This window comes from Marinobacter sp., from assembly GCF_039977835.1.
Classification (GTDB): Bacteria; Pseudomonadota; Gammaproteobacteria; order Pseudomonadales; family Oleiphilaceae; genus Marinobacter.
This window is the reverse complement of record NZ_JBDWCL010000053.1, coordinates 1-25,499: the sequence shown is the minus strand read 5'-3', so window position 1 is coordinate 25,499 and position 25,499 is coordinate 1. Positions and strand designations below refer to the sequence as shown.

The 25,499-nt window shown below is 57.5% G+C and carries 27 protein-coding genes; 8 read left to right on the top strand and 19 right to left on the bottom strand.

Annotation, left to right across the window (positions count from 1 at the left end; genetic code table 11):
• The first annotated feature begins 4 nt into the window (after positions 1–4).
• Positions 5–1,582: a Re/Si-specific NAD(P)(+) transhydrogenase subunit alpha gene (locus ABJM11_RS16165; protein WP_348296640.1), complete on the top strand. Its 1,578-nt coding sequence runs from the start codon at positions 5–7 to the stop codon at positions 1,580–1,582.
• Positions 1,583–1,594: 12 nt separating this feature from the next.
• Complete coding sequence (gene pntB / locus ABJM11_RS16160) at positions 1,595–2,989, top strand: Re/Si-specific NAD(P)(+) transhydrogenase subunit beta (protein WP_348296639.1); 1,395 nt, start codon at positions 1,595–1,597, stop codon at positions 2,987–2,989.
• Between the two features lie 4 nt (positions 2,990–2,993).
• On the opposite strand, the gene ABJM11_RS16155 is transcribed toward pntB, so the two are convergent.
• The 5 genes from ABJM11_RS16155 to ABJM11_RS16135 all read right to left on the bottom strand — a co-directional run bounded on the left by ABJM11_RS16155 (position 2,994) and on the right by ABJM11_RS16135 (position 6,932).
• Positions 2,994–4,124, bottom strand: a complete 1,131-nt coding sequence (locus ABJM11_RS16155; RefSeq protein WP_348296638.1) for a patatin-like phospholipase family protein — start codon at positions 4,122–4,124, stop codon at positions 2,994–2,996.
• A gap of 31 nt (positions 4,125–4,155) precedes the next feature.
• Entirely contained in the window at positions 4,156–4,695 is a 540-nt protein-coding gene (locus ABJM11_RS16150; RefSeq protein ID WP_348296637.1) for a hypothetical protein, read from the bottom strand.
• A gap of 69 nt (positions 4,696–4,764) precedes the next feature.
• Positions 4,765–5,352, bottom strand: a complete 588-nt coding sequence (locus ABJM11_RS16145) for an exopolysaccharide biosynthesis protein (RefSeq protein ID WP_348296636.1) — start codon at positions 5,350–5,352, stop codon at positions 4,765–4,767.
• Positions 5,353–5,379: 27 nt separating this feature from the next.
• On the bottom strand, positions 5,380–5,691 hold the full coding sequence (gene bamE, locus ABJM11_RS16140) for an outer membrane protein assembly factor BamE (RefSeq protein WP_348296635.1): 312 nt from the start codon (positions 5,689–5,691) through the stop codon (positions 5,380–5,382).
• A gap of 128 nt (positions 5,692–5,819) precedes the next feature.
• Positions 5,820–6,932 carry an NADH:flavin oxidoreductase gene (locus ABJM11_RS16135; RefSeq protein WP_348296634.1) on the bottom strand — a complete coding sequence of 371 codons (1,113 nt, stop codon included), beginning with the start codon at positions 6,930–6,932 and terminating at the stop codon, positions 5,820–5,822.
• A 90-nt stretch (positions 6,933–7,022) separates the two neighbouring features.
• Here ABJM11_RS16135 and ABJM11_RS16130 point away from each other — a divergent pair, with 90 nt between their 5' ends.
• Positions 7,023–7,511 (top strand): helix-turn-helix domain-containing protein, encoded by a 489-nt coding sequence (locus ABJM11_RS16130; protein WP_348296633.1) that lies wholly within the window; start codon positions 7,023–7,025, stop codon positions 7,509–7,511.
• A 157-nt stretch (positions 7,512–7,668) separates the two neighbouring features.
• Complete coding sequence (locus ABJM11_RS16125; RefSeq protein ID WP_348296632.1) at positions 7,669–8,427, top strand: OmpW family outer membrane protein; 759 nt, start codon at positions 7,669–7,671, stop codon at positions 8,425–8,427.
• Positions 8,428–8,526: 99 nt separating this feature from the next.
• Here the strand turns inward: ABJM11_RS16125 and ABJM11_RS16120 are convergent, their stop codons facing one another.
• Complete coding sequence (locus ABJM11_RS16120) at positions 8,527–9,849, bottom strand: DEAD/DEAH box helicase (RefSeq protein ID WP_348296631.1); 1,323 nt, start codon at positions 9,847–9,849, stop codon at positions 8,527–8,529.
• 350 nt (positions 9,850–10,199) lie between these two features.
• Here ABJM11_RS16120 and ABJM11_RS16115 point away from each other — a divergent pair, with 350 nt between their 5' ends.
• Both ABJM11_RS16115 and dsbG read left to right on the top strand, forming a co-directional pair.
• Positions 10,200–11,048: a TlpA disulfide reductase family protein gene (locus ABJM11_RS16115; RefSeq protein WP_348296630.1), complete on the top strand. Its 849-nt coding sequence runs from the start codon at positions 10,200–10,202 to the stop codon at positions 11,046–11,048.
• Positions 11,045–11,821 (top strand): thiol:disulfide interchange protein DsbG, encoded by a 777-nt coding sequence (gene dsbG / locus ABJM11_RS16110; RefSeq protein WP_348296629.1) that lies wholly within the window; start codon positions 11,045–11,047, stop codon positions 11,819–11,821. The genes ABJM11_RS16115 and dsbG overlap by 4 nt, the downstream gene beginning before the upstream one ends.
• A gap of 36 nt (positions 11,822–11,857) precedes the next feature.
• On the opposite strand, the gene ABJM11_RS16105 is transcribed toward dsbG, so the two are convergent.
• The 5 genes from ABJM11_RS16105 to ABJM11_RS16085 form a co-directional block, all read right to left on the bottom strand.
• Positions 11,858–12,313 (bottom strand): DUF302 domain-containing protein, encoded by a 456-nt coding sequence (locus ABJM11_RS16105; RefSeq protein WP_348296628.1) that lies wholly within the window; start codon positions 12,311–12,313, stop codon positions 11,858–11,860.
• Positions 12,314–12,379: 66 nt separating this feature from the next.
• Complete coding sequence (locus ABJM11_RS16100) at positions 12,380–13,300, bottom strand: lysophospholipid acyltransferase family protein (protein WP_348296627.1); 921 nt, start codon at positions 13,298–13,300, stop codon at positions 12,380–12,382.
• 91 nt (positions 13,301–13,391) lie between these two features.
• A complete protein-coding gene (locus tag ABJM11_RS16095; RefSeq protein ID WP_348296626.1) occupies positions 13,392–14,918 on the bottom strand; it encodes an NAD(P)/FAD-dependent oxidoreductase in 1,527 nt (508 codons plus the stop codon).
• Positions 14,919–15,090: 172 nt separating this feature from the next.
• Positions 15,091–15,393: a YkgJ family cysteine cluster protein gene (locus tag ABJM11_RS16090; protein WP_348296625.1), complete on the bottom strand. Its 303-nt coding sequence runs from the start codon at positions 15,391–15,393 to the stop codon at positions 15,091–15,093.
• Between the two features lie 45 nt (positions 15,394–15,438).
• Positions 15,439–15,714, bottom strand: coding sequence for a hypothetical protein (locus tag ABJM11_RS16085; RefSeq protein WP_348296624.1), 276 nt, complete (start codon positions 15,712–15,714; stop codon positions 15,439–15,441).
• Positions 15,715–16,138: 424 nt separating this feature from the next.
• Here ABJM11_RS16085 and ABJM11_RS16080 point away from each other — a divergent pair, with 424 nt between their 5' ends.
• Complete coding sequence (locus ABJM11_RS16080; RefSeq protein ID WP_348296623.1) at positions 16,139–17,029, top strand: carbohydrate kinase family protein; 891 nt, start codon at positions 16,139–16,141, stop codon at positions 17,027–17,029.
• 27 nt (positions 17,030–17,056) lie between these two features.
• On the opposite strand, the gene ABJM11_RS16075 is transcribed toward ABJM11_RS16080, so the two are convergent.
• Positions 17,057–18,361, bottom strand: coding sequence for an HD-GYP domain-containing protein (locus ABJM11_RS16075; protein ID WP_348296622.1), 1,305 nt, complete (start codon positions 18,359–18,361; stop codon positions 17,057–17,059).
• A gap of 141 nt (positions 18,362–18,502) precedes the next feature.
• Complete coding sequence (locus ABJM11_RS16070; protein ID WP_348296621.1) at positions 18,503–19,063, bottom strand: TIGR00730 family Rossman fold protein; 561 nt, start codon at positions 19,061–19,063, stop codon at positions 18,503–18,505.
• 102 nt (positions 19,064–19,165) lie between these two features.
• Here ABJM11_RS16070 and ABJM11_RS16065 point away from each other — a divergent pair, with 102 nt between their 5' ends.
• Positions 19,166–20,200, top strand: coding sequence for a histone deacetylase family protein (locus ABJM11_RS16065; protein WP_348296620.1), 1,035 nt, complete (start codon positions 19,166–19,168; stop codon positions 20,198–20,200).
• Positions 20,201–20,206: 6 nt separating this feature from the next.
• Here ABJM11_RS16065 and ABJM11_RS16060 read toward each other — a convergent pair whose 3' ends face one another.
• The 6 genes from ABJM11_RS16060 to ABJM11_RS16035 all read right to left on the bottom strand — a co-directional run bounded on the left by ABJM11_RS16060 (position 20,207) and on the right by ABJM11_RS16035 (position 25,361).
• A complete protein-coding gene (locus ABJM11_RS16060; protein WP_348296619.1) occupies positions 20,207–20,749 on the bottom strand; it encodes a YgjV family protein in 543 nt (180 codons plus the stop codon).
• A 45-nt stretch (positions 20,750–20,794) separates the two neighbouring features.
• Positions 20,795–21,004, bottom strand: coding sequence for an acetyltransferase (locus ABJM11_RS16055; RefSeq protein ID WP_348296618.1), 210 nt, complete (start codon positions 21,002–21,004; stop codon positions 20,795–20,797).
• Between the two features lie 230 nt (positions 21,005–21,234).
• Positions 21,235–22,833: an alkyl hydroperoxide reductase subunit F gene (gene ahpF / locus ABJM11_RS16050; protein WP_348296617.1), complete on the bottom strand. Its 1,599-nt coding sequence runs from the start codon at positions 22,831–22,833 to the stop codon at positions 21,235–21,237.
• Between the two features lie 222 nt (positions 22,834–23,055).
• Positions 23,056–23,619, bottom strand: a complete 564-nt coding sequence (gene ahpC, locus ABJM11_RS16045; RefSeq protein ID WP_348296616.1) for an alkyl hydroperoxide reductase subunit C — start codon at positions 23,617–23,619, stop codon at positions 23,056–23,058.
• Positions 23,620–23,754: 135 nt separating this feature from the next.
• Positions 23,755–24,504 (bottom strand): NAD(P)H-dependent oxidoreductase, encoded by a 750-nt coding sequence (locus tag ABJM11_RS16040; protein WP_348296615.1) that lies wholly within the window; start codon positions 24,502–24,504, stop codon positions 23,755–23,757.
• 125 nt (positions 24,505–24,629) lie between these two features.
• Positions 24,630–25,361, bottom strand: coding sequence for a sodium-dependent bicarbonate transport family permease (locus ABJM11_RS16035; protein ID WP_348296614.1), 732 nt, complete (start codon positions 25,359–25,361; stop codon positions 24,630–24,632).
• Positions 25,362–25,499: the final 138 nt, after the last annotated feature.

The window sequence follows — 25,499 nt, the reverse complement described above, 5'->3', positions numbered from 1 at the left end:
AACCATGAAAATCGGTATCCCCAGGGAAATCTTCAAGGATGAGCGGCGGGTTGCAGCCACTCCCCCTTCCGTTCACAAACTCATTGGCCTTGGTTACGAGGTGGTGGTTGAAGGCGGCGCTGGCGAGGCTGCCAATTACTCGGATCAGGCCTACGAGAAAGTGGGTGCGACCATCGCGGCCGATACCACCTCCTTGTGGCGGGAAGCGGACTTCATCCTGAAGGTCCGGGCTCCCATAGAAAATCCTTCCCTCGGCAAACACGAAGTGGATCTGATGAAGGACGGGGCCTTTCTGGTCAGCTATATCTGGCCGGCACAGAATCCCGAGTTGCTGGAGAAGCTGGCGGGAAAGAAGATTACCTCGTTCGCCATCGATAGCCTTCCCCGCATCAGCCGGGCCCAGAAGATGGATGCGCTCAGCGCCATGGCCAACATCGCCGGCTATCGGGCGGTGATTGAGGCGGCCAACAACTTCGGGCGGTTCTTCACCGGGCAGGTGACGGCGGCGGGCAAGGTCCCCCCGGCGAAAATCATGGTGATCGGTGCCGGGGTGGCGGGCCTGGCAGCCATTGGCGCCGCCAACAGCATGGGCGCCATCGTGAGAGCCTTTGATACCCGGCTGGAAGTAAAGGAACAGGTCGAGAGTATGGGGGCCGAGTTTCTGGAGCTGGACTTCGGCGACGAGGAAGGCAGCGGCGGTGGCGGCTACGCCAAGCAGATGAGCGATGAGTTCATCAAGGCCGAAATGGCGCTGTTTGCTGAGCAGGCGGAGGAGGTGGACATCATTATCACCACCGCCCTGATTCCTGGCAAGCCGGCGCCGAAACTGATCACCGCCGATATGGTGAAAGCCATGAAACCCGGCAGTGTGATTGTGGACCTTGCCTCGGAGCGCGGCGGCAACTGCGAGTTGACGGAGCCGGGCAAGGTCGCCCATCACCATGGTGTGACGCTGATCGGCTATACCGACCTGCCGAGCCGGATGGCCAAGGTGGCCAGCGACCTTTACGCCACCAATCTGGTACACCTGCTTACAGAGCTGACCCCGGAAAAAGACGGCACCCCGCTGGTGAATATGGAAGACGATGTCATCCGCGGCCTGACCGTCGTCCGGGAGAGTGATGTTACCTGGCCACCACCTCAACCAGAGGCGCCGGTGAGCCCGAAACCCGCACCGGGCACGGAGGAGCCGTCAGCTGCCGATAAAGCGGCGGCCAAGAAAGAGGCCGACCGCCGCAGCCTTGTCGGGAAAGGCACGCTGCTGATCGTGACGGCACTGGCTCTCTATGGTGTCGGCGCTCACGCGCCGGAAAGCTTCCTGCAACACTTTACGGTATTTGTGCTGGCCTGCTTTATCGGCTGGCAGGTGATCTGGAACGTGACACCTTCCCTGCACACCCCCCTGATGAGCGTAACCAATGCCATCAGCGGCATCATTGTGATCGGGGCCATTCTTCACCTGGCCCAGGCGGAGAATTTCGCCGTCGGAATCATGGCTTTTGTCGCGGTGCTGATTGCCAGCATCAACGTCGGGGGCGGCTTCCGGGTCACCCATCGCATGCTCAAAATGTTCCGCAGGTAGGAGGCGCCCGATATGAGTACAGGACTGGTGAGCGTGGCCTACGTGGTCGCAAGTATCTGTTTTATTCTCAGCCTGGGCGGCCTAAGCCACCAGGAATCCGCTCGGCGCGGTAACCTTTATGGCGTGGCCGGCATCATCATCGCGGTGGGGGCGACCCTGGCCAGCGTTGGCGACGGCGGCATTACCGCCATAGTGATTGCTGTGCTGCTGGGGGCAGGCATCGGCATTCCCATCGCCAACAAGGTGGAAATGACCCAGATGCCCCAGCTGGTGGCCCTGCTCCACAGTTTCGTGGGTCTGGCGGCCGTGCTGGTGGGGTTCTCCGGTTATATCGAGCCGTTAATTGCAACGTCCGGCGCTGAACACACCATTAAACTGGTGGAAGTGTTCGTGGGCATCTTTATCGGTGCGGTGACCTTCACCGGCTCGCTGGTGGCCTGCGGCAAGCTGGACGGCCGTATCGACAGCAAAGCCCTCACCCTGCCCGGCCGGCACCTGATGAATCTGGTGGCGATCATCGCCTGTGTGTTCCTGGGTGCCTGGTTCCTGGGTACCGACAGCATGGCGCTGGGGCTCATTGCGCTGGTACTGATGACCGTCATCGCCGCAGTGCTCGGTATCCACCTGATCATGGCCATCGGTGGTGCCGACATGCCGGTGGTAGTGTCCATGCTCAACAGTTATTCCGGGTGGGCGGCCGCCTCTATCGGCTTCATGCTGGGCAATGATCTGCTGATCGTCACCGGTGCCCTGGTAGGCAGTAGCGGTGCCATCCTCAGCTATATCATGTGCAAGGCCATGAACCGGTCGTTCATCAGCGTGATTCTCGGCGGCTTTGGCCAAACCACAAGCAGCTCAAGCGCCGCCGGTTCCGACCAGACGGTGTACGAGTCCAGTGCGGATGACGTGTGCGAGGAGCTCCGAAACGCCGACTCGGTAATCATAGTGCCCGGTTACGGCATGGCGGTAGCCCAGGCCCAGAACGGCGTCAGCGAAATGACGAAAATACTGCGGGAGCGGGGCGTGAACGTGCGTTTCGGCATCCATCCGGTCGCCGGTCGCCTGCCCGGGCACATGAACGTACTGCTGGCCGAAGCCCACGTTCCCTACGACATCGTGCTGGAAATGGACGAGATTAACGCCGATTTTCCGGAAACCGACGTGGTGCTGGTAATTGGCGCCAATGATACGGTGAACCCGGCGGCCGCTGAAGATCCAGGCAGCCCTATTGCCGGCATGCCGGTACTGGAAGTATGGAAGGCCCGGCAAGTGGTTGTTCTCAAGCGCGGCATGGCCACCGGTTATTCCGGTGTCGAGAACCCGCTGTTCTTCAAGGACAACACCCGCATGCTGTTCGGTGATGCCAAGGAAAGCATCGATAAACTGGTAGGGGGTTTGAGGGGCTGAAGGCTCAGGCCTCTTTGGCAAAGAACCGCTCGATCTGCCGGGCATGGCTTTGGCCATCCCGGTAGCCCAGTTTGATAAGGTCGCGGCAGAAGCGCTTGTCGAATAGCAGGAAACTGGCCAGGTTGGCGCCGGTAAACGCCGTCGAATCCGATGCGCCGGTAAGCCGCCGTAACACCAGAGGCATGGCATCAACGTATTTCATGGCGATCTCGTTAATAGGTTCAGACGGAGATATTTCCAGGATATCCACCGGGCTCAGGTCGAGCCCGGATTCCTTCAGCCGCTCTTCCGGTATCAGTGCCAGCAACCGATTGATAAGGCGCGAACGGTCAATGTCGTAATCCATCGTATCCAGGAACATGCCATTGAACACATGAGCCAGCACCTGCGTCAGCGTTGGCATGCCCGGTTTATCCTGCCGCACGGGCGGACACATGGCGTTGGCACTGACCCCAATCACCAGTACCTTTTGCGCTCCCAGCCGCAACGCCGGGCTGATATGGGCCATCTGCCGGGTAACGCCGTCACCAAAATACTCGCGGTTGATTTTCACGGGCCTGAACAGCGTGGGAATCGCAGCAGAAGCCATTATGTGGTCTATCGCCAGCTCCGTGCGCGTGCCTCCACGTTGCCCTACCGACCAGCCCTGAAGGCCCTCAGCCCCCTCAAAGAAGCAGACGTTCTGGCCAGAAGCATACCCACAGGCATTCAGTCCAACCGCGTCAATATGACCATCCCGGATGGTATTGCGAATACTTTCGAAATCAATTTCCTGCTCCAGCATCTTTCGCAGCGGCGAATTATTCAGAAAAGACACCGGGCCACTTTCGATCGGCCGGCTGATCAATTTGCGGGCAATGTCGCTGAAGCTGCGCATCAGGCTGATGGTATCAGCCCGGAACACCCGATCCATTGTCAGTTCTGACCACATTTTTTCCAGGTGATCGATGTTGTGGCGGAAGAGTCCACGATTACCAGCCACTGCCGTGGCGTTAATGGCACCGGCTGACGTACCGATGATGACCCGAAAAGGGTGACTCCAGTCCGGATACATATCCGCGATGGCGCGGAGTACCCCGACCTGATAGGCCGCCCGCGCGCCACCACCGGTCAGTACCACACCGGCTTTGCTCATGATGTCGCCCCAACCCGGTACTCGCGGTCAGTCACGCCTGCCTGATCCGTCGGCGCTTGCTGGCAAACGGATTATTGAAGCTGGTGTCATGTCCCTGCAGCCTGGCTTCGGGGTGGTTCTTCGTCATCAGCTCCTTGACCTTGGGAATATGCTTCTTCGGTGCATCAACCATAATCAGATACTGGCCCGCTTCAATATCGTCGTGAAAGGGCTCGATCCGATAGTTTTCACCCTGAATACCACCGAAGCCACCAACCCAGGCACCGGCCACAACAACAAAGATAAACAGGGCAATCCAGGCAGCCGCAGGCATTTCCAGAACATTCAGCAATGCCATGGGGACCAGAAAAGCGAGCGCCAGAGCGAAACCGGCTATGGCGCCACGTTCCACATATCTGGGCAGATCGGTGCGATCAAGGATGGAAGCGGTGTGCAATTGGTGAGTGTACAGCCCGGCCTCATCCTTGCTGACAATATGGAAACGCCAGTCGGTAACGCCATGTTCATGCAGGTCGTCAGAGATTTCCTTTGCACTGTCAATCGAAGATACCAGATAGAATAAACGTATCATGGTCTTTCTCCTTTTCCGCCAATCAATACGGCGTTCTTCATATGACAATCTAGTTCAAAATCTCCGGTTTTACGTAATCCGGGTGAAGATTACCGGGCCCGCAAGTGCAATGCCCCAGGCAAACAGGGCAAGACAACCATCTTTCGAAATCATCGCGAGGCCGAATGTCATAAGGGCAAGGCCGGCGATACTGGCACTGAACGGTACAAGCTCGGTTGCCGGCATAACCACCGCAATCACCATGCACGCCAGCGCCATTACATAAAGCCCGCCCCCCTTGACCAGGAACGTCAGCCGTGGGCGTATCAATCGATCAACGCGACGGGCGGGTGGGCGCAGCATTTCCAGCCCCTGCACAAGCTTGTCACGGGGTATCTGCCGCTGCGCCAGCCAGGCCGGCAGCCAGAAATGTTTTCTGCCCATAATGACCTGTCCCAGAGTCAGCAGAGTGAGCAGACCCATCAGGGTGGGCATGCCCGGAACACCGCTCAGTGGAGTCACCAGAATCAGCCCCACCAGGAGCACCACCGGCCCAAAACTTCTGCGCCCTACCGAGTCCATCATTTCCGCGATGGAAACGTACGACCGGTTGGTGGTTCCGGCTTCTATCCGGTCCAGCAACTCCTCGATATCAGCCGGGTCGCCCTGATGGTCCATGGCCACTGTCTCCGGAAAGTCCGACAGTTACTCGGTGGTGTTGTAGACGTAGGAGGACACGGTGCCATCCTGGTTGAACCGTACGACCAGATCGGTGGTTTCAGCGTCACCAAAGGCGGACCAGCGGTACTTGCCATAGGTCCACGTACGCTTGCCATCCTCAATACCGGTACGCCAGGGCTCGCCAAACATCTCCTGGATGTCTGAGCGGGTGGTTTCGCCGATCTCGATCTGGTCCACATTGTGGGTGGCGAAGTCGTGGCCGACGGTGGCGCAGCCGGTAAGAGTTATCGACAAAACAAGCAGGACGAAGGCAAAGAAAGATGTAACAGACCTCATGGTGTATCCCTTCTGTTGTTAATCAGTACATCAATCATACGGGTTTTGACTGAAGGTTAAATTACAGCCCGGAAAGACACAAAAAAGCCCCGGCATCTGGCCGGGGCTTAGCGTCAACGCATTGTATTTCAGTAGAGCTGCGCCAGCGACTTCTTCGCAAAGGGTTCCACCTCACCAATACGGCCTTCCTTCACTTTGACCAGCCATTCCGGGTCCTGCAACAGGGCCCGACCCACGGCGATGAGTTCGAACTCGTTGTTGTTCATGCGCTCGACGAGCTCGTCGATGCCGGATTGCTCCACAGCTTCCTTCTTACTGGCAAAGGTGCCGCTGATAAAGTCTTCGGTCAGCCCGACACTGCCGACAGACATCGTCGGTTTTCCGGACAGCTTCTGGGTCCAACCCGCAAGATTGAGGTTTGATCCCTCGAACTCCGGCTCCCAGAAGCGGCGTGTGGAGGCGTGGAAAATATCAACACCGGCTTCCACCAACGGCTTCAGGAACTGCTCCAGTTCCTCGGGCGAATTAACAAGTTTCGCCTCGTAGTCCTGCTGCTTCCATTGGGAAAAACGCAGCATAATGGGGAACTCCGGGCCCACGCGGTGGCGCACCGCCTCAATGATTTCAACCACAAAGCGCAGGCGGTTTTCCATGCTGCCGCCGTACTCGTCGTCGCGCTGGTTGGTGCCTTCCCAAAGGAACTGGTCCAGCAGATAGCCGTGGGCACCGTGAATCTCTACCCCGTCGAAACCCAGCGCTTTCGCATCCTGGGCAGCGTCGGCGAAGGCATTGATCACGTCGTCAATGTCCTCCTTGCTCATGGCCTTGCCATTGGGCTTGCCTGGCGCGAAAAGCCCTGAAGGGCTGTAACCCGGCACTTTCGGGTCCGGCTCCGTGCCTTCCTTGCGAACTGCGCCGACGTGCCAGAGCTGAGGGAAGATGGCGCCACCGGCTTCGTGAACAGCGTCCACCACATCCTTCCAGCCAGAAAGGGCCGTGTCGCCATGGAAAAACGGCACGTTCGGGTAACCATTGGCACCGGGGTGATTCACCGTGGTGCCTTCGGTGATCAGCAGGCCCACCCCACCTTCCGCTCGGCGACGGTAATAATCCACCACATCCTGGTTCGGTGCATTACCCGGCGAAAAATTACGGGTCATCGGTGCCATGGCAACGCGGTTGCGCAGGGTCAGATTATGGATTTCAAAAGGCTCAAACAGGGGGCCAAGGTTCATGCTCATGATAGATCGCAACCTCACTAATCTGGTTTCTTTAAGCAACCTTATTCAATCTGGTTTTAAAATGCAACCCTATTAGGTACACTTCAGATTATGGCCAGAAAACGTTTTGATGACTCCAGCTGCTCCGTCGCCCGTGCCCTGAATGAAGTGGGGGACTGGTGGTCCCTGCTTGTAGTGCTGCACGCCATGTATGGCACGCGCCGCTTTGTCGACTTCCAGCAAGAGTTGGGTATCGCCCGCAATATTCTTTGTGACCGGCTGGCACGGTTAGTGGACAATCAGGTTCTTAAAAAGGTGGAGGTTGGTGAGCACGGCTCACGCTTCGAATACCGCCTGACAGAAAAAGGCCGCGACCTCTTCCCCATCGTGATAGCCCTGCGCCAGTGGGGTGATAAGTGGAATCCGGCACCAGACCAGGCGCCGCTGGATCTCAGGGATCGTGAAACCGGGCAAACCATTCGCCAGGTGGAAGTGCAGGACGCCGATGGCAACCCTCTGTCTGTAAGGGACGTCTTTGTTCCGGAAGGTGATGGCGGCTCCGCTCGCAAGGCGTCAGACAGCAAAAAGAAGACGGGCTGACAAGGCGTAGAACTACTCTCTTCTTACTTTTTTGAGTTGCATCAATCCCCTGTCGAACTCGGCCTTCAAGACCTGGTGCATTTGCGCTATATCAAGTTTCCAGTCTCCGCAGTGATTAACCTGTAGCCATCTACTATTCAGGTTCAAGGAGATGGCGATGTCCCGCACGTTCACCCTAGGTATTCTGACTGCCAGCATTCTGGCTTCCGCACCCTTTGCCCAGGCCTATGAAGCTGGTGATTTCATGTTACGGGTTGGCCCCGCACACGTCGCTCCGGATGATTCCAGCAGCGACCTGGCATTCACGGGTAAAGGCCCGCTGGCTGGCCAGAATCTCGCGCTGCCGGGTACTGGTGTGGCCGTCGACTCCAACACCCAGTTCGGCATCACGGCTACTTATATGCTTACGCCCCACATTGGCGTTGGTCTTCTGGCTGCAACCCCGTTCAAGCACGACATCAGTGGTGCTGACGGCCTGAGCAGCTTTGGCAAACTGGCCGAAACCAAGCACCTGCCGCCGACGCTGACTCTGCAATATTTCCCTATGGACAGCGCATCCCGCTTCCAGCCCTATGCCGGCCTTGGCGTCAATTACACAACGTTCTTTGAAGAAAAGACCAGCGGCCGATTGGACACCGTGATTGATTCCGTTGCACAGGCAAACTTCGGCACGCCTGCGGGCACTGTTGACGGCTCGAAACTGGAGCTGGATGACAGCGTTGGCGTGGCCCTGGAGTTGGGCGTGGACTACATGCTGAGCAGAAACTTTGGTCTGAACGCGGCCATTTGGTGGGTAGATCTTGAAACCGATGCGACAATCACAGCACTGGCCGGCGATACCGAAGTGGGCGAAATCACAACGGACGTCGAAATCGACCCCATGGTTTACATGGTAGGCTTTACCTACAAGTTCTGATTCGTGCCCGCCGGAAACCTCACGGTCTGTGGGTTTCCGGAAGGCACGTCCTCCAGTGCGGGGCCTCAGGACCCCGCCTTTTTATTGGAGAAAGCAGTATCAGGCAGTTTCGCGCTGCGGTGAGCGCTTTGCCTGACCACCGTTACCATTCTGACTACGGCCACCACTGCGACCACCCGGCTTGCCGCCAAAGCTGCGGCTATTGCCCGCTGGTTTGCCATTATTGCCACCACCGTTCCGATTCCGGGCGCGGCTGGGGTCGGCCTTGGCCTTGGGCTTCAGTGGCAAGTTGTTGGTGGGCTCAAAACCCTCCACGCTCTTGCGCGGCAACTGCTTCTTGATCAGCCTTTCAATACCCGCCAGCATCTTGCCTTCGTCGGCGCTGACCAGTGACAGCGCATGGCCGCTTTCACCGGCACGACCGGTACGGCCAATGCGGTGAACATAGTCTTCGGGCACGTTGGGCAGCTCGAAGTTCACCACCTGAGGCAGCTGCTTGATGTCCAGGCCACGGGCCGCGATATCGGTTGCCACCAGAACGCGCACTTCACCCTGCTTGAAATCCGCCAGGGCACGGGTGCGGGCACCCTGTGACTTGTTGCCATGGATAGCAGCAGCAGTAATACCGTCACGCTCCAGTTTCTGGGTCAGACGGTTGGCGCCATGCTTGGTACGGGTAAACACCAGAACCTGTTCCCAGCCATTGTCACGTACCAGCTTGCTCAGCAGGGCGGTTTTCTGGCTCTGGTCGACCGGGTAGACAGACTGCTTGATGCTTTCCGCTGCGGTGTTCCGCGCCGCCACTTCCACCTGAACCGGGTTATCCAGCAGGCCTTCCGCCAGCGTACGGATCTCGTTGGAGAAGGTGGCGGAGAACAGCAGGTTCTGGCGCTTGGCCGGCAACAGAGCGAGAATCTTGCGGATGTCGCGGATGAACCCCATGTCCAGCATGCGGTCAGCTTCGTCCAGAACCAGAATCTCCACTTCGTTGAAGCGAACCGCGTTCTGCTGATACAGGTCCATCAGGCGACCGGGTGTAGCCACCAGTACGTCCAGGCCCTTGCGCAGCTTCATCATCTGCGGATTGATTTTCACCCCACCGAATACCACGGCGGACTTGGTAGGCATGTACCGGCTGTACAGGGCCACACTGTCGTGCACCTGCGCTGCAAGCTCACGGGTGGGCGCCAGGATCAGTACACGGGGACCCTTGCCTGTACGGGGGTTTTCCGCAAGGCGCTGCAGCAATGGCAGAGTGAACCCTGCGGTTTTACCGGTGCCCGTCTGGGCAGCCGCCATCACGTCCCTGCCGGAAAGTACGGCGGGAATGGCCTTGGCCTGAATGGGTGATGGGGTTTCGTAACCCTGGTCGGTAGTGGCACGGACCAGTTGCTCGGACAGACCGAGTGAAGAAAAACTCATATTGGATCAACTCTTGATTATTCTGCCTCCACGAACACCGTTATCGGCGAATGCGGGCAGATGCCATGAAGATTCATGGAATAAAAGACGACTACGGCCACCCACCGTTAACGGGGTGACGTCCTCTGACAGGTCGTATGGATGGTTCGCACGGGGCTTAATGCCTTGAACTGCGGAAATCCCTAGAGGCAGGATGGAAAGCACGTTAACAGAGGGTCCGGGAAATAGCCATAGGTGGTTTTGAGTAGGATGCTTTTTATTTTTCAGTGAAAAAGGGAACTCTCGTCCCTCTCACTGGTCACTAGCCGCCGTACTGAAAGCAAAAATCCACCCCGATGACCGGAGAAGTCATGCTCAGTGTAGGCGTTGGTCCCTTCAGCCTTTCCATTGGACACCTGTTGCTGATTCTGGCTTTTGTTGTGGCCCTCATTGTCGGGGCATTGGCTGGCCGTAAGGAAAACCTCCCGATCTCCGGCGCCTTGGCAGATATTTTCCTCGCCGCCATGGTTGGCGCACGGCTCGGCTTTGTCGTGCGCTACTTTGAACACTATCAGGGCGACTGGCTGGGCATCATCGACATTCGCGATGGCGGCTTCGACGTGGTCTCTGGCCTGGTGGTGGCGCTGGTTTTCACCAGCTACCTGCTGTGGCGGCGGACCAACATCCGGCGGCCACTGGGATTCGCTGTGGCGGCAGGCCTGATGACCTGGGGCTTCACCACCGGCGCAATTGCGCTAATCGACAACCAGAGCCGGGGGATGCCCGACGTTGCCCTGACAGACCTGAACGGGCAACCGGTCAGCCTGGATGCCATTACCGGGGGACAGCCCATGGTAGTAAACCTCTGGGCCACCTGGTGCCCGCCCTGCATTCGCGAAATGCCGGTGCTGGAGGAAGCCCAGGACCGCTACACGGGTATCAACTTTATCTTCGCCAACCAGGGCGAGCACCCGGAAACCATCAACCAGTTTCTGAGTGAGCAAAACCTGGATCTGGACCATGTGCTCAGCGATCGCCAGGGTGGCTTCGGCCGTGCGATCGGCAGCCAGGGCCTGCCAACCACGCTGTTCTATAACGCCCGGGGCCAAATGGTGGACAGCCACATGGGAGAACTCTCAAAAGCCGGCCTGGCTAGAGGCCTTGAACGCTTCGAGGCCAGCCATTCCGAACCTGTACCGTCGCAAGAGGTAACCCAATGACCTTGAAACTCCTGAAACGAGTCATGCCCTATGCATTGCTGTCCACCGCGGTTATTGCAACCAGTGCGCAGGCCGAAGACCTTCCACCGGCAATTCAAAACCTGGAGCAACAGGGAGTGGAGGTTATAGAAAGTTTTGAGGCGCCCGGTGGCTTAACCGGTTATGTTGGTGAAATGCGGGGGCGTTCGTTGGCATTCTATCTGACCCCTGATGGTGATCACGTGATCGTTGGCACGATGCTGGACAAGGACGGCAACAACCTGAGCGAGGCCAGTATCCAGGAACTCGTGGTGGGCCCCAAATTCGAAAGCGCCTGGCCGGAACTGGAAGACAGCAACTGGGTCCGTGACGGTGACAAAAACGCAGACACTGTCATTTACACCTTCACCGACCCCAATTGTCCTTATTGTCATCGTTTCCGTCAGCAGGCCGCGCCCTGGATCGACGCCGGCAAGGTACAGCTACGCCACATCATGGTCGGTATTCTCAAAGAAGATAGCCTGACCAAAGCAGCCACCATTCTCGGCAGCGAAGATCCCGAATCAGCAATGCAGAAGCACCAGACTTCGTTCGAGCAGGGAGGGATTGAGGTAGATCGCAAGCGCGTAAGTGCGGCTCATCTCGAGGTAAAAGCCAACAACAGTCTGATGCAGGAATTGGGCCTGCAGGCAACACCCAGCACCCTCTATAGGGGAGAGGACGGGAAAATCACCATGGTGCAGGGTCTGCCCAATCCGCAGGCTCTGGAACGCATGATGGGCCCGCGCCCCTGATAACACCGGATGTCCCGCCAGCCATGACAGGGGGGCTCATTCCGTCGCCGCTTTGGCAAAGTTTTCGAGCGCGCCCTTCACTTTTTCGATAACCTCGTCGCAGCCCTCGATATCATGGCGCTGCTTGAGGTACTCGGGGTCGTTATAGCCAAGCCAGACAACCCCTTCGCTGTCCTCCCATATGAGCGCTTTCTGCGGCAGATCAATGGCGACGCTCTGGGCGCACTGCATCAGCGGCGTGCCTACCTTCGGGTTCCCGAAAATCACCACTTCGGTGGACCTCAATTCCAGCCCCGCTTTTTTGGCACCTTCGGCATGATTGATACGGTTCATCACAGTCATGCCTTTTTCTTCAAGCACCGCCTCCAGCTTGTCTGCCGTGGCTTCGGTGCTGTAGTTACTTTTTATCGTCACCATACCCTCGGCAGCCATCACTGACAGGGGAAGGCTCAGCACTACCATCAAAATCAGCCGCTTGTATCCTGCAAACATTGGGCGCTCCTATTGTTGAAATAACGTCCCCAGAGCATAGGTCAGCACGATGAGAATTACCCGGCCTCAATAGACTTTCTCAGCACCCTCGGGACGGGTCTTGAAGCGTTTATGCAACCACAGGTACTGGTCCGGCTGTTCGCGGATGGTGTCCTCGATATAGCGACTCCAGATTTCCGTATCAGTTTGCTTATCCGCGCCAAAGGCCTCCTGTATCGGTGAGAAGACAACGCGGTAGTTGCCATCGGGCATTCGCAGATGGCTGACACAAATGACCGATGCCCCGGACACCTTGGCAATGTAACTGGGAGAGGTGATACACCCGGCATCAGTGCCGAAGAACGGCACAAAAAGCTCGGTCTTCTTGCCGAAATCCTGGTCGCAGGCAAACCAGACTTCACCACCTTTTTTGAGGAACGACACCAGCGGCCGCAACTCACGCTTGGTAAAGGGCCGGATACCGAAATGGCGCCGGCGGCCATTTTCGATCATGCGATCAATCACCGGATTGTTGTTGGGCCGGTACATGTAACCGGGTTTTTTCAGGTGGCAGGCAATCAACGGCAACGCAAAATCAAAAATACTGTAGTGGCCGCCAATCAGCAGAACACCCTTGCCCCTGGCCTGGGCTTCTTTCAGGTGCTCCAGTCCGTGTACTTCAGCGTGCTCACAAAAGCCCGACATGTCCCGCCACCAGGCGTGGATGCTTTCCAAAAAACCACGGGTACAGGCAACGAAATTATCCTGAACCAGTTGTTGGCGGGCCGCTGCGTCCAGCTCAGGAAAACAGGTCGCAATGTTGGTGTTGGCTACTCTGGCCCGGGATTTCAGCCTGCCTTCCAGAAAACAGCCCAGCCGCCGGCCAAGACGCTGCTTGGCCGGCATCGGCAGCAGGGAGAGCAGATACAGCGTGAAGACCAGAAACCACGACGACCAGAATGCGGGGTGCCACAAAGGCCTGTTGTTCTTGTTTTTACTGCCGGACATACTTCTTTGCCTGTTCCAAAACGAGAAACGAGCCTGCCACAGAATCCGGACAAAGTGTACTTCCAAATGTGACCGGATGGGCGGCCCGGTCTCAGGAACCAAACAGGGCAGACTTCAGCGGCCGCAGAAAGCCCGCGTGGGTGGCATCGCGGGCCAACGGACGGATGCCGTCGAACTCCAGATAACCGTCTTCAATCGGCCCGAATCTCAGGGTCTTTACGTCTGCCACGTAGTTCTGGGTAACCTTCCAGGGGCCGTAGGTTCCCTGGCGTGGAAGGCGATCATCGGCACGGCGAATGTATCCTGAGTCCAGCCCGCCCATCACCGTGCCTTCGCCGCGGCTGTCGCCAGTATCCCGGGGAACACACACACGATTGCCACGGGCATCCATATAGTTCAGCAGACGGCACAGGTACTCCGCGGCAATATCCACTTTCAGGGTCCAGGAAATATTGGTGTAACCGAAAATCATGCCGGCATTGGGCACGCCTTCAACCATCACGTTCTTGTAGATAACCTTGTCCCGCAGAACCACCGGCTGGCCATTAACCACCAGGTCCATGCCCCCGAGCATCTGGATATCCAGCCCCGTGGCAGGAATGATGATATCAGCCTTCAGCTCCTCGCCGGATTTCAACCGGATGCCCAGCTCCGTAAAGGTCTCGATATGATCAGTCACAACGGAGGCCTTGCCAGAGCGAATGGCCCCGAACAGGTCACCGTCCTTGACCACGCACAGGCGCTGGTCCCAGGGATTGTAACTGGGCGAGAAGTGGTGCATGTCGGCCTTGCCGTCCAGCTGCTTGCGTACCAGCCCCAGCATCAGCCGGCGTATGATGGCCGGGTTCTTGCGCGACCGGTTGTACAGGAAACGGGCAACGGCCACATTCCGCGCACGGGTCAGGCGATAGGCAGATTTTGCGGGCAGCATTTTCTGGAAGAACATCGCTACCTTGTCGTTTGACGGCAGCGGCATCAGATAGGAGGGCGAGCGCTGCAGCATGGTGACGTGTTCAGCTTCTTCCGCCATGGTGGGTACCAGGGTTATCGCCGTGGCACCGCTGCCAATAACCACCACGCGCTTGCCGGCGTAGTCCAGACGTTCCGGCCAGTGCTGAGGGTGCACAATCTGGCCCTTGAAACGTTCCTCGCCGGGAAAGTCCGGCTTGTAGCCGGCATCATAGTTGTAATAACCCGTGCAGCCGATCATGAAGCCGGCGGTGAATGTGAGAGATTCACCACTTGCCTCTTGCACTGCCGTCACTGTCCAGCACTTGTCGGTACCGGACCATTCTGCACGTTTAACCGCGATACCATACTGGATGTGCTTTTCAATATCGTTTTCTGATGCGGTTTCACTCACGTACTGCTTGATGGAGGGGCCGTCCGCCAGCACTTTGCCACTTGTCCAGGGGCGGAAATTATAGCCGAAGGTGTACATGTCAGAATCAGAACGGATGCCGGGATAACGGAAAAGGTCCCAGGTACCGCCCAGGGAGTCCCGGCGCTCGAGAATGGTGAACGACTTGCCCGGGCACTCACGCTTGAGGTGACAGGCCATACCAATGCCGGATACACCGGCACCGACAATCAATACGTCTACATGCTGCTTGCTCATACCTACCCTTGCCGCGGCTGTTATTGTTTTTATCAACACTTCAACGTGGTAGCCCACGCCAATGGTTTGAGAATAGCCCAGGACAGGAAAAGGGGAAATTGGCCCGAAGCGGGGAATCCGGCGCCGCTTCGGCCAGTTTTAATAGCTCAATTCGACGCGAAGGTGCAGGCAACTAGCACAGCGATAACGATATCGCTGCTCGTTCATCCAGGCATTCATCAGATCCCATTTCAAACTCCCGACAGATCCAGGGCCGGTTTTCATAAATCGTACACATGAACGTATCCCGGTCTATCGCCGAGCACCAGCCATCCTCCAGCCTCCGCATGGTTTCCCCGCCCCATTCATCCACAGCAATATGCCGTGCGGGAACACCGGTGTCAGAGATGATCATGACTTCCAGCCGGCAACAGCAGGCCTGGCAATTTGAGCAGGAGACCTCGGGGTCCGTTATATTCTTCACAGGGATGGTCATGCTTACTTCTTCGTAACTCCAAAGCCAGCGAAATTCAGGTGCTATTTACCGCTTTTCCTGTTGTTTCAGGAACAACACGATGCCCGGCGGCACGTGGGCCACCCCAAAGGCGGTCAAAAACGCCGCCAGCCCGCCGCCTTCTTCAGCGCCCATGTAGACGGCTGAGACAACCCACGCAAAGCTGGCCGCCACAACAGTTAGCAGTATGTGACCAAGCCAACGTTGGGGAAGAGACGTTATCTGACGATATAGCTGCCAGTGGGCGTACCCCGTCATCGCTATGGCGCCCAGAACCAAAAATATTGTCCAGACAAGACGCAAGGGCTTCTCCTCGGTAACGGAACAGGATTCCCCGTGATCATCTTCGGCATCGTTCTTCTCCTGTTGAGGAGTTATCGATGCGTGTCTACTGAGGTGGGGGAAGTCCAGCGACCGCCTACGCGGCTGGTTATCCCTGCCTCAGTCATACTCTGCATGCTGAGGCAGATCATCTGTAATCTCGAACCAAGGAGCCTCCTGGCCCGCCGAATTCCCTTCCATGATCGAGTATAACTCCATCACGCTCGAATTCACCCTCAACAGTATCGGATACTTACAAGGATTTCGCGCCCTTTGCCTGGAGTTTTGCGAACGCGTCCGTGTAACTCCGGGTACAAGAACACCCAGGGGCGTAGCCACGGGGAGGAGCCGGGCCAATAGAATAGTGGGTAGGATTATCGGATCTTTTCGTTAAGGTTCCGGACTCATGAACAAACCCATACTGATCATCGGTGGTGTCTCCGTGGACACCGTAATTCAGCTTGATGCGCTGCCACAGCCTGTACCGCAGACCATCTGGCCCAACGAGAGTTACAGAACCCTGGGCAGTACCGGCGCCGGCAAGGCACTGAATCTCTCCGCTCTGGGACGTCCCGTCATGCTGCACGCCCTCCTGGGGCGGGATCAGGAGGCGGCCTTTGCCGGCAGTGCGCTGAGTGTGCCGGGAATTGAGCTGTTGGTTGAAACAATCGATACACCCACCGAACAGCACGTGAACCTGATGGACCCGCATGGCGGGCGGGTCTCCCTGTTCGTGCAGGCACCTGCCGAACCGGCAACGGTTGATTGGGCCCCGGTGTGCACTGCCATGGAGAAGTGTGAGCTGGTAGTGGTCAATATCCTGGGCTATGCGAAGCCGGCCCTGGCATTAGCCCGGAACGCGGGCAAGCAGGTGTGGACCGATCTGCACGACTACGATGGCCAGAACCCTCATCACCAGCCGTTTATTGATGCCGCCGATGTGATTTTCCTGTCCAGTGACAACCTGGCGGACTATCGGGGATTTATGGAAAAGATGATTGGGGAGGGCAAGGAGCTGGTGGTTTGCACCCATGGTGCTGACGGCGCCACCCTGCTCAGCCGGAACGGGGACTGGCTCGAGCAGCCGGCGTTTCCGGTCGCCGAGGTGCGGGACACCAACGGCGCCGGCGATGCCTTCTTCAGTGGTTTTCTGACCGGCTACCTGGAAGGCCAAAGCCTGCAAACCTGCCTTCAACTCGCTGCCGCGTGCGGTGCCATCTGCGTAACCTCGCGCTCACTGGCCGCAGAAAACCTGAGCCTCCAGAGGCTTTACGACCATTTATGGGCGGGTGGCTGATAGCTTTTCAGGAGGGGCCGACGATACTCAACGGAACTCTGGTTTGACCCCCGGCTGAGGCTGGGCGGGATCGCTCTGGTGGCGAATGTGTTCCGCAAGACTGAAGCCCGAAGCCCCGTCTGGCAACGTTTTGCGGATGGCATAGGTCAGGCCTTCCCCGTCTTCCGGGTTCTCGCTCAGGTTGAGCACCCGGGGCAGGCAGGGATTCCCCTCCCGGTCCAGTACCACTTCCACCAGTGGGAGTAGCTTTTTGCGGGGGCTGGTGGCCAGTACCACGGCCACTTCCCCCGTGTGCAGTTCAACCAGCGAGCCGGGCGGGTAGATGCCGATCATGCGAATAAAAGCTTCTACCAGCTGCTCGTCAAACTGGTTGCCCCGATGCTTGTACAGAATTGCCAGTGCCTCTGAGGTGGGCATACCTTTTCGATATACACGGTCAGAGGTCATCGCATCATATGCATCGACAATTGTAACCATTCTCGTGAACCGGGTGATGGCAGACGCTTCCAGGGCATGCGGATAACCCTTGCCGTCCAGCCGCTCGTGGTGGGAAAGCGCTGCCTGCAGGACAGCGGGCTCCAGCTGGTGATCTGAACTCAGCAACTTAAACCCGAGTTCTGGATGAGCACGCATGATTTCCCATTCCTCCGAGGTGAGGGCCCCAGGCTTATTCAGAACTTCTGGAGGTACGCGCATCTTGCCTACGTCATGGAGTATGCCGCAAAGGCCGACGGTTTCCAGATCGTTTATATCAAGGCCGATGAAACGACCGAAGGTAATGGTGAGGATCCCCACCCTTACGCAATGCTCAGCTGTATAGGCATCCCGGTGGCGAATGCGGGTCAGCCAGAACATCGCGTTGGGATTGCTGTTGATGCTACTGATGCAGTTCCGGACGACCGTTCGTGCGTCTTCCAGGGGCAACTCGTTCCCTTTCGCCACGCTATCCAGCAACTCGTCAATGTACTTCTGGGCCTCGCGGTAGCGGCGGTTAGCGTGAGGTAACTCGTCAGCGAGCGGCTTCTTTGCCTCAAAATCGGACCCGGCCGCTGTCGCTTTGAGGTGGGCAATCGCTTCCTGAGCAATCTGTTCTGTCCAGGCTGTGCGTTCCACAGTAATCCACTGGCAATGAGTGCGCAGGGTTTCCGCCTGTTCGGGGTGGGTAATTACAAAGCTCTGAAACAGGACAGGAACCTGCTCCCATGGCCGATCCAATTCGACCACATGCATACCGACGCAAGCCCGTGAAGCAGGAATATCCACCTGGCGACGGCTGGCCACAATCTTTGACGGGCCTCTCCGGCGAGGAGATTTTCGGAACAGCGGAGGCATCCAGAATCAACCAATGATGGATAATAGATCTCTATTATAAGCCCCCATTCCCCCGCCCGGTGATATCAAATGTTAATATTTTTTTCAGCTTATGACCGAAGGAGCGTAACAGCAGGGAGAAGCCCTGGGCCTCCACAGGCTTTACGACCATTTACGGGCGGGTGGCTGATAGTTTCTCAGGGCCGATACCAGAGCATCCGGTTGCTGTTCCACAATCAACATAGCCGCGTATTCGGACCTCAGGAAGCCAGCGCCGGACATCTTGCGGATAAACGCCAGCAACTCGTCGTAGTAGCCGTCGACGTTGTAGAACGCGCAGGGTTTGTTGTGATAGCCCAGCTGACCCCAGGTCCAGGCTTCGAAGATCTCATCCATGGTGCCCGGGCCGCCGGGCAGGGCCACAAACGCATCCGCCATGTCTGCCATCAGTGCCTTGCGCTCGTGCATGGAGGCCACCACATCCAGCCGGGTCAGGCCCTGGTGGGCCAGTTCCCGGTCACGCAGGGATTCGGGAATAACGCCGTACACCTCGCGACCACCGGCCAGCACGGCATCGGCAACCACGCCCATCAGCCCCACCTTGCCGCCACCGAAGACCAGGTCCATACCCTGGCTGGCCATATAGGTGCCGAACTCACTGGCGGCTTCAGCAAAACTTTGGTCATTACCCCGACTGGAGCCACAAAAGACAGCGATTTTCATGACGGATTCCTGTGACTTGATTCGTTGTTTGGTGTGTTGGGCAATATACTGTCAGCAGCCCAAACTACCTGACTCACTGACATCAACACGGGTTATCTTCCCATGAAAACCGTTTTTTCGCCGTTGCACAACCGCCGGACAGCCACAACAGAGTTGGACGGCGGCATTCTGATCGCGCCGCATGAGAAGCCGTCACGGGCAGAGACCATACTGGCCCGGGTGATACAGGAAGAGCTGGGAGAGGTTCTGCAACCACAGGAGTTTGGCCTGGAGCCGGTACTCCGCGTACATACCCGGGATTACGTGGACTTTCTCAGGGCCAGCTGGGCCGACTGGACCGCCGAGGGCAAACCCGGTGAAGCCATCCCTGCCGTCTGGCCTGGCCGCGGCATGCGACACCGGGTACCGAAAGACATTGATGGTCGCCTGGGTTACTACAGCTTCGCCGCCGAAACCTCTATCACCGAAGGCACCTGGGACGCCGCCTGTGCCTCTGCCAATGTCGCGCTGAGCGCACAGGCACTGGTAGCCAAGGGAGAGCCTGCGGCCTTCGCACTGTGTCGCCCGCCCGGCCACCATGCCCACGCTGACCTGTTCGGTGGCTACTGCTTCTTCAACAACGCGGCCATATCCGCCCAGGCCTTCCGGGATCAGGGCTCCAGGCGAGTAGCCGTGCTGGATGTGGATTTTCATCACGGTAATGGTACTCAGAGCATTTTCTACTCGCGGGATGATGTAATGACCATCAGCGTGCACGGTGACCCGGACCTGGTGTTTCCGCACTTCCTCGGGTTTGAGGACGAGGCCGGGGAAGGCGCCGGCGAAGGTTTTAACCTGAACATCGTCTATCCACCCGGCACACCTTTCTCCGTCTGGCGAGAGGGCCTGGAAACCGCCTGCCGCAAGATAGAGGCCTTTCAACCAGACGCCCTGGTCGTTGCCCTGGGCGTGGACACCTTCGAGGACGATCCTATTTCCTTCTTCAAACTGACGTCCGCTGACTATCTGCTGATGGGGGACCGGCTGGGAAAACTGAATCTGCCAACGCTGTTTACCATGGAAGGCGGGTATGACGTGGATGCCATCGGCGTGAACGTGGTGAACGTACTGAAGGGGTTCGAAGGCGCCCGGCTATAAGCCGGGCTACTTCAGGTTTTCAAACACTTCCGGGTAACGGCGTTTCATCCGGGCAAGCCGGAAAATAGTGATGGCGTTGGTCACCACCACCATGCCTTCCGCCAGCGTGCCACCCACCGAGCCGATAACGATGTTATTCAGCATCCAGGCAATGGCGGCAGCCATCAACATCAGCCGCATGGGAATGCCGCGGAGCATGAACATGCCCACGGTCCCGAAAATGGCAGCGGCGATAGCGAAGAAGTCCACCGGGCTGCGCCAGGTCAGTGCCGCCGCCAGCAGGTTCACTGCCAGTACCGCCAGCATCACCTTCCAGTTGCCCAGATAGCGCCGGGCCAGCACGATGCGGCCAATCACCAGCAGGCTCAGGATAGCTGCCGTCCAGCTGCCAAACAGGGCAAACTGTGTTGCAAAGGCCACATTGGCGGATATCAGCAGCACCATCAGGCGGTCATCCCGCTTGCTGGCGAAGCCCACGATGCAGAAGCCCAGGGCAATCAGGCTGACAACCTGCCCAGCCATGTCGGTGTAACTCATCCCCTCAAACATGACGGACTAACCCGGACGACAGGGATGAATTGCACGAGGCCCGGATCACCTTCTGCGATAGTCCGGGTCCGTCCAGCAAAGCGGCAGGGATTCCCCGGACGGGAAGTTCAGGCCGGCTTTGTCGAAGCGCTCCGGGTCCTGGGCTTCCTCGCCAAAGTGCAGGCTGCCCTGAACGGTTGTCTCATTGGGATCAAACAACTCCTTGGTGTCCAGTACCTCAATCATATGGCCGGTAGACTTTTCGGCGAGAAACATAAATCCCTCCCGGATTTCCCTGACGATGTGTGAAACGATCTAGCTCGCTAACTCAATCTTCCTGAAGTCGAGTGTATTCTCTTTGAGCGAGGCTTCAATGCCTATTACCTCAGAGCGTGCCCCCGATCCTGTTGCCCGTGCCATAAAAAAAGCCCCGTTATCCGGAAACCGGACAGCGGGGCTGAAAACACGAACTGTCAGTTAGGGGTCAGCCGTGTGTGAACCTGTGTTCAGGCGGTCATTAAGGCCGCCTCTTCCTCGCTCTCGTCAGCAGAGTTACGGATCAGGAAGTCGAAGGCGCTCAGGGCGGCCTTGGAACCGTCACCCATGGAAATCACAATCTGCTTGTAGGGCACCGTGGTGGCGTCCCCTGCGGCAAAGACACCCGGTATTGAGGTCTCGCCACGGGCATCGACAGTGATCTCGCCGTGCTGGCTCAGCTCGATGTCGCCTTTCAGCCACTCGGTGTTGGGGATCAGGCCGATCTGGACAAACACGCCTTCCAGCGACACATGGTGACTGTCACCGGTGGTGCGGTCGGTGTACTGCAGGCCGTTCACCTTGCCATTCTCGCCGGTGATTTCGGTGGTCTGGCCCGATGTGATGATTTCCACATTCTTCAGGCTGCGCAGCTTTTTCTGCAGCACATCATCAGCCCGCATTTCCGCCCCGAACTCAATCAGAGTGACGTGGCCAACGATACCAGCCAGGTCGATAGCCGCTTCCACGCCCGAGTTACCACCGCCGATCACCGCCACACGCTTGCCCTTGAACAACGGACCGTCGCAGTGCGGACAATAAGCCACGCCCTTATTTCGGTACTCTTCTTCGCCGGGTACACCCAGCTGGCGCCAGCGGGCGCCGGTGGACAGGATCAGCGTGCGGCTTTTCAGCGAAGCGCCATTGGCCAGGCGTACTTCATGGAGGCCGCCCTTGCTGGCGGCCGGAATCAACTTTTCGGCACGCTGCAGATTCATGATGTCCACGTCGTACTCCTTGACGTGCTGTTCCATGGCCGCCACCAGCTTGGGGCCTTCGGTGTAGGGCACGGAAATCAGATTCTCGATACCCATGGTGTCAGCCACCTGGCCGCCAAAGCGCTCGGCGGCAATGCCGGTGGAAATACCTTTACGCGCCGCGTAGATCGCGGCTGAGGAGCCCGCCGGGCCACCGCCGATCACCAGAACCTCGAACGGGTCTTTGTGCCTGAGCTTCTCCGCTTCGCGGGCTTCGGCACCGGTGTCCACCTTGGCGATAATCTGCTCCAGGGTCATACGGCCCTGGTCAAAAGGCTTGCCATTGAGGTAAACGCTGGGCACAGCCATGACTTCCCGCTGCTCGACTTCGTCCTGGAACAGAGCTCCGTCGATGGCGGTATGCTTGATTTTCGGATTAAGAACGCTCATCAGGTTCAATGCCTGAACCACATCCGGACAGTTCTGGCACGACAGGGAGAAGTAGGTTTCGAACTCGAACTCACCGTCCAGTTCCTTGACCTGCTCAATGACATCCTGACTCGCCTTGGACGGATGCCCCCCTACCTGCAACAGTGCCAGCACCAGTGAGGTGAATTCATGGCCCATGGGAATACCGGCGAAGCGAACACCAATATCGGTGCCAACACGGTTAATGGCAAACGAGGGACGACGCACATCCACGGAGTCGTCGGTACGCTGGCTGATCTTGTCCGACATCGGCTCGATTTCATCCAGCAGCTGCTTCAGCTCCTGGGACTTCGGGCTGTCATCATAAGCTGCAACCAGCTCGATCGGCTGCTGCAGCTTTTCCATGTAGGCTTTCAACTGCTCTTTGATACTGGCGTCCAACATGCTCTCGGTTCCCCTTCGGATATCGTAAAACTGAATGTGCAAACTCAGGTTGAGTCGTGAATCGAATATGCAACCAAGGTACGGTCCAGCCAGGTAGTGATCAAATTAATTGACCTAAAGTATATGATAGGCCTTTGCTATTCGACTCTGAAAATCAACCAGATAGAAACAAAGAAGGCCCGCAAAGCGGGCCCTCGTACAGGTTTTAGTGGGACCAAAACCTTAGATTTTGCCGACCAGGTCCAGGGACGGAGCCAGAGTAGCTTCGCCTTCTTTCCATTTGGCCGGGCAAACTTCACCAGGATGGTTACGAACGTACTGGGCCGCTTTTACCTTGCGCAGCAGGTCGTCTGCATCACGGCCGATACCTTCGGCAGTGATTTCCATCGCCTGGATAACACCATCCGGATCGATCAGGAAGGTAGCGCGGTCTGCCAGGCCCTGGCCTTCACGCATCACACCGAAGTTGTTGGTGATGGTGCCGGTCTGGTCGCCTACCATGAAGTAGTTGATCTTGCCGATGGTCTCGGAGCTGTCGTGCCACGCCTTGTGCGTAAAGTGGGTGTCAGTGGACACGGAGAACACTTCCACGCCCAGTTTCTGCAGTTCTTCATACTTGTCGGCAACGTCGCCCAGTTCAGTGGGGCATACGAAAGTGAAGTCTGCCGGGTAGAAGAAAAATACCGCCCACTTACCTTTTACATCGGCTTCGGAAATTTCAACGAACTCGCCCTGTTTGAAAGCGGTAGCGTTGAACGGCTGAATTTCGCTGTTAATCATACCCATAAAAACTATCTCCATTTGGTTAATTGAGGCATTGGCTAACTTGAGATCAACAATATATTGATCCAATCAAGAACATTCAAATTGATTGTTTTTAGTTGTTCGATAGGTAACTACTATTTACGTTGCAAGACGCTACTACAGCCGCCAGCGCATGGGATGGGATTGCCTGAGCACGCCGGCCTCGTCCCAGTCATCCCAACCGGTAAACGGAATCGGGCATTCGTTATCCAGATCAATTAGTCTGGACGCCCACCGGTTTTTCATCACTTCCAGCTGTGCCCTGAATTTACCCTCATCCTGGTAGCTGATACCGCCACCCTGCACGCCGTAACTGACCTGGGGTGCCAGCACCTCGTACCCAACGTAGTAAAGCGAGGAGTGAATCGGCCACAACCACTCTACCATGTTACCGGCACGACCAAAGGGCATGAATGCCTGCTCCGGCGAAGCGGCAGTCACCGAGCAGACCGCCTTCCTGCCCCGGAAATAGCCATGATCGTAGCGCATGCGCCCCGAGTAAAGCCCGCCATAAATTAGCACCCGGTCAAACCAGCCTTTCAGAATAGCGGGCTGGGCGTGCCACCACAGGGGGAACTGGAAAATGACCAGGTCTGCCCAATCGAGCCGGGCAATCTCCCGCTGCACATCTGCCGGCAATAGACCCGCGTCATAGTGGGCCCGTTGTTCCGTCAAGGTTGCAAAATAGCCCTCGTCCACCCGCTCACCGTACCAGGAAGCACGCTCCACCGGATCAAAACCTTCACCGTACAGATCGTCTATTTCAACTTTATGACCAGCTCCACAAAGCGTTTCGATGGCCACATCCACCAGCCCGCCATTGAACGATGCCCTCTCGGGATGTGCCAGTACTATCAGTATGTTCATGCCAGAAGATCTCCTTCGCATCCATGTGATTACAGGCTAACCTGTCCCTTAATGGACAGATATTCCTGAAATCCGAGAACTCTGTTTGCATGGATGAACAGAAAACCCCATTCTCGGAACAGTCCCTAGGCCGTCAGAACCTCCAGAAAATAGCTGTACAAACCGATACCAATCAACACATTGAACGGGAAAGTCACACCGAGCGAGGCCAGCATTGCCAGCCCGATATCCGCCTCTGGAATGGCGTGGCGCACGGCCACCGGAGCGGCTATATAAGAGGCACTGGCGGTAAGCGCACCCAGTATCACGATGGAACCCGGCTCAAGCCCCAGCCAAAGGCCGGTTGCCAGGCCGGGCAGGGCCAGGATCGAGGGGATGCACAGGGCGAAGACAATCAGCCGCCAGTGGCGGAGCTGAATCTTCCGCAGGGTTTCAGCAGCCACCAGACCCATCTCCAGCAGGAACAGCGACAGCACCAGGGAGAAAGCACCCGTCAGCGGCGCGGTGACACCGTCACCCTGGTCCGGCCCATAGAGAATGCCAATAATGACACCGCCAACCAGCAGGACAACGCTTCGATTTGTCAGCGTTTCCTGCCACAGCGGTGTTCCACTGCTGCCTGTCTGGGCCGCACCCACAGTATAGCGCCGGTACAACCAAAGGCCGGTCAGAATGGCCGGCAGCTCCAGCAATACCAGATACAGGGTAACCTGGCCGCCAGTGGCCAACCCGCGGGACTCCACCCACGCCAGGGCAACAGCAAAGGTACCCGCACTGACCGATCCGTAGTGGGCACAGAAGCTGGCAGAGTCCGCCACGCTAAGGCGGACCAGGTGCCGGAGCATCGGAAACAGCACTAGCAGCCTGTCGGACTTGCACCTGACAGGCGTTATTTAACGTTGTCTGTTCGCTTGGTTTCCCGAGTTTGACCGTTAGGTGGTCATCAGGGAGTCCAGATTGGCCTCTATGGCACTTTTAGGTGCTCCAGATAAGGC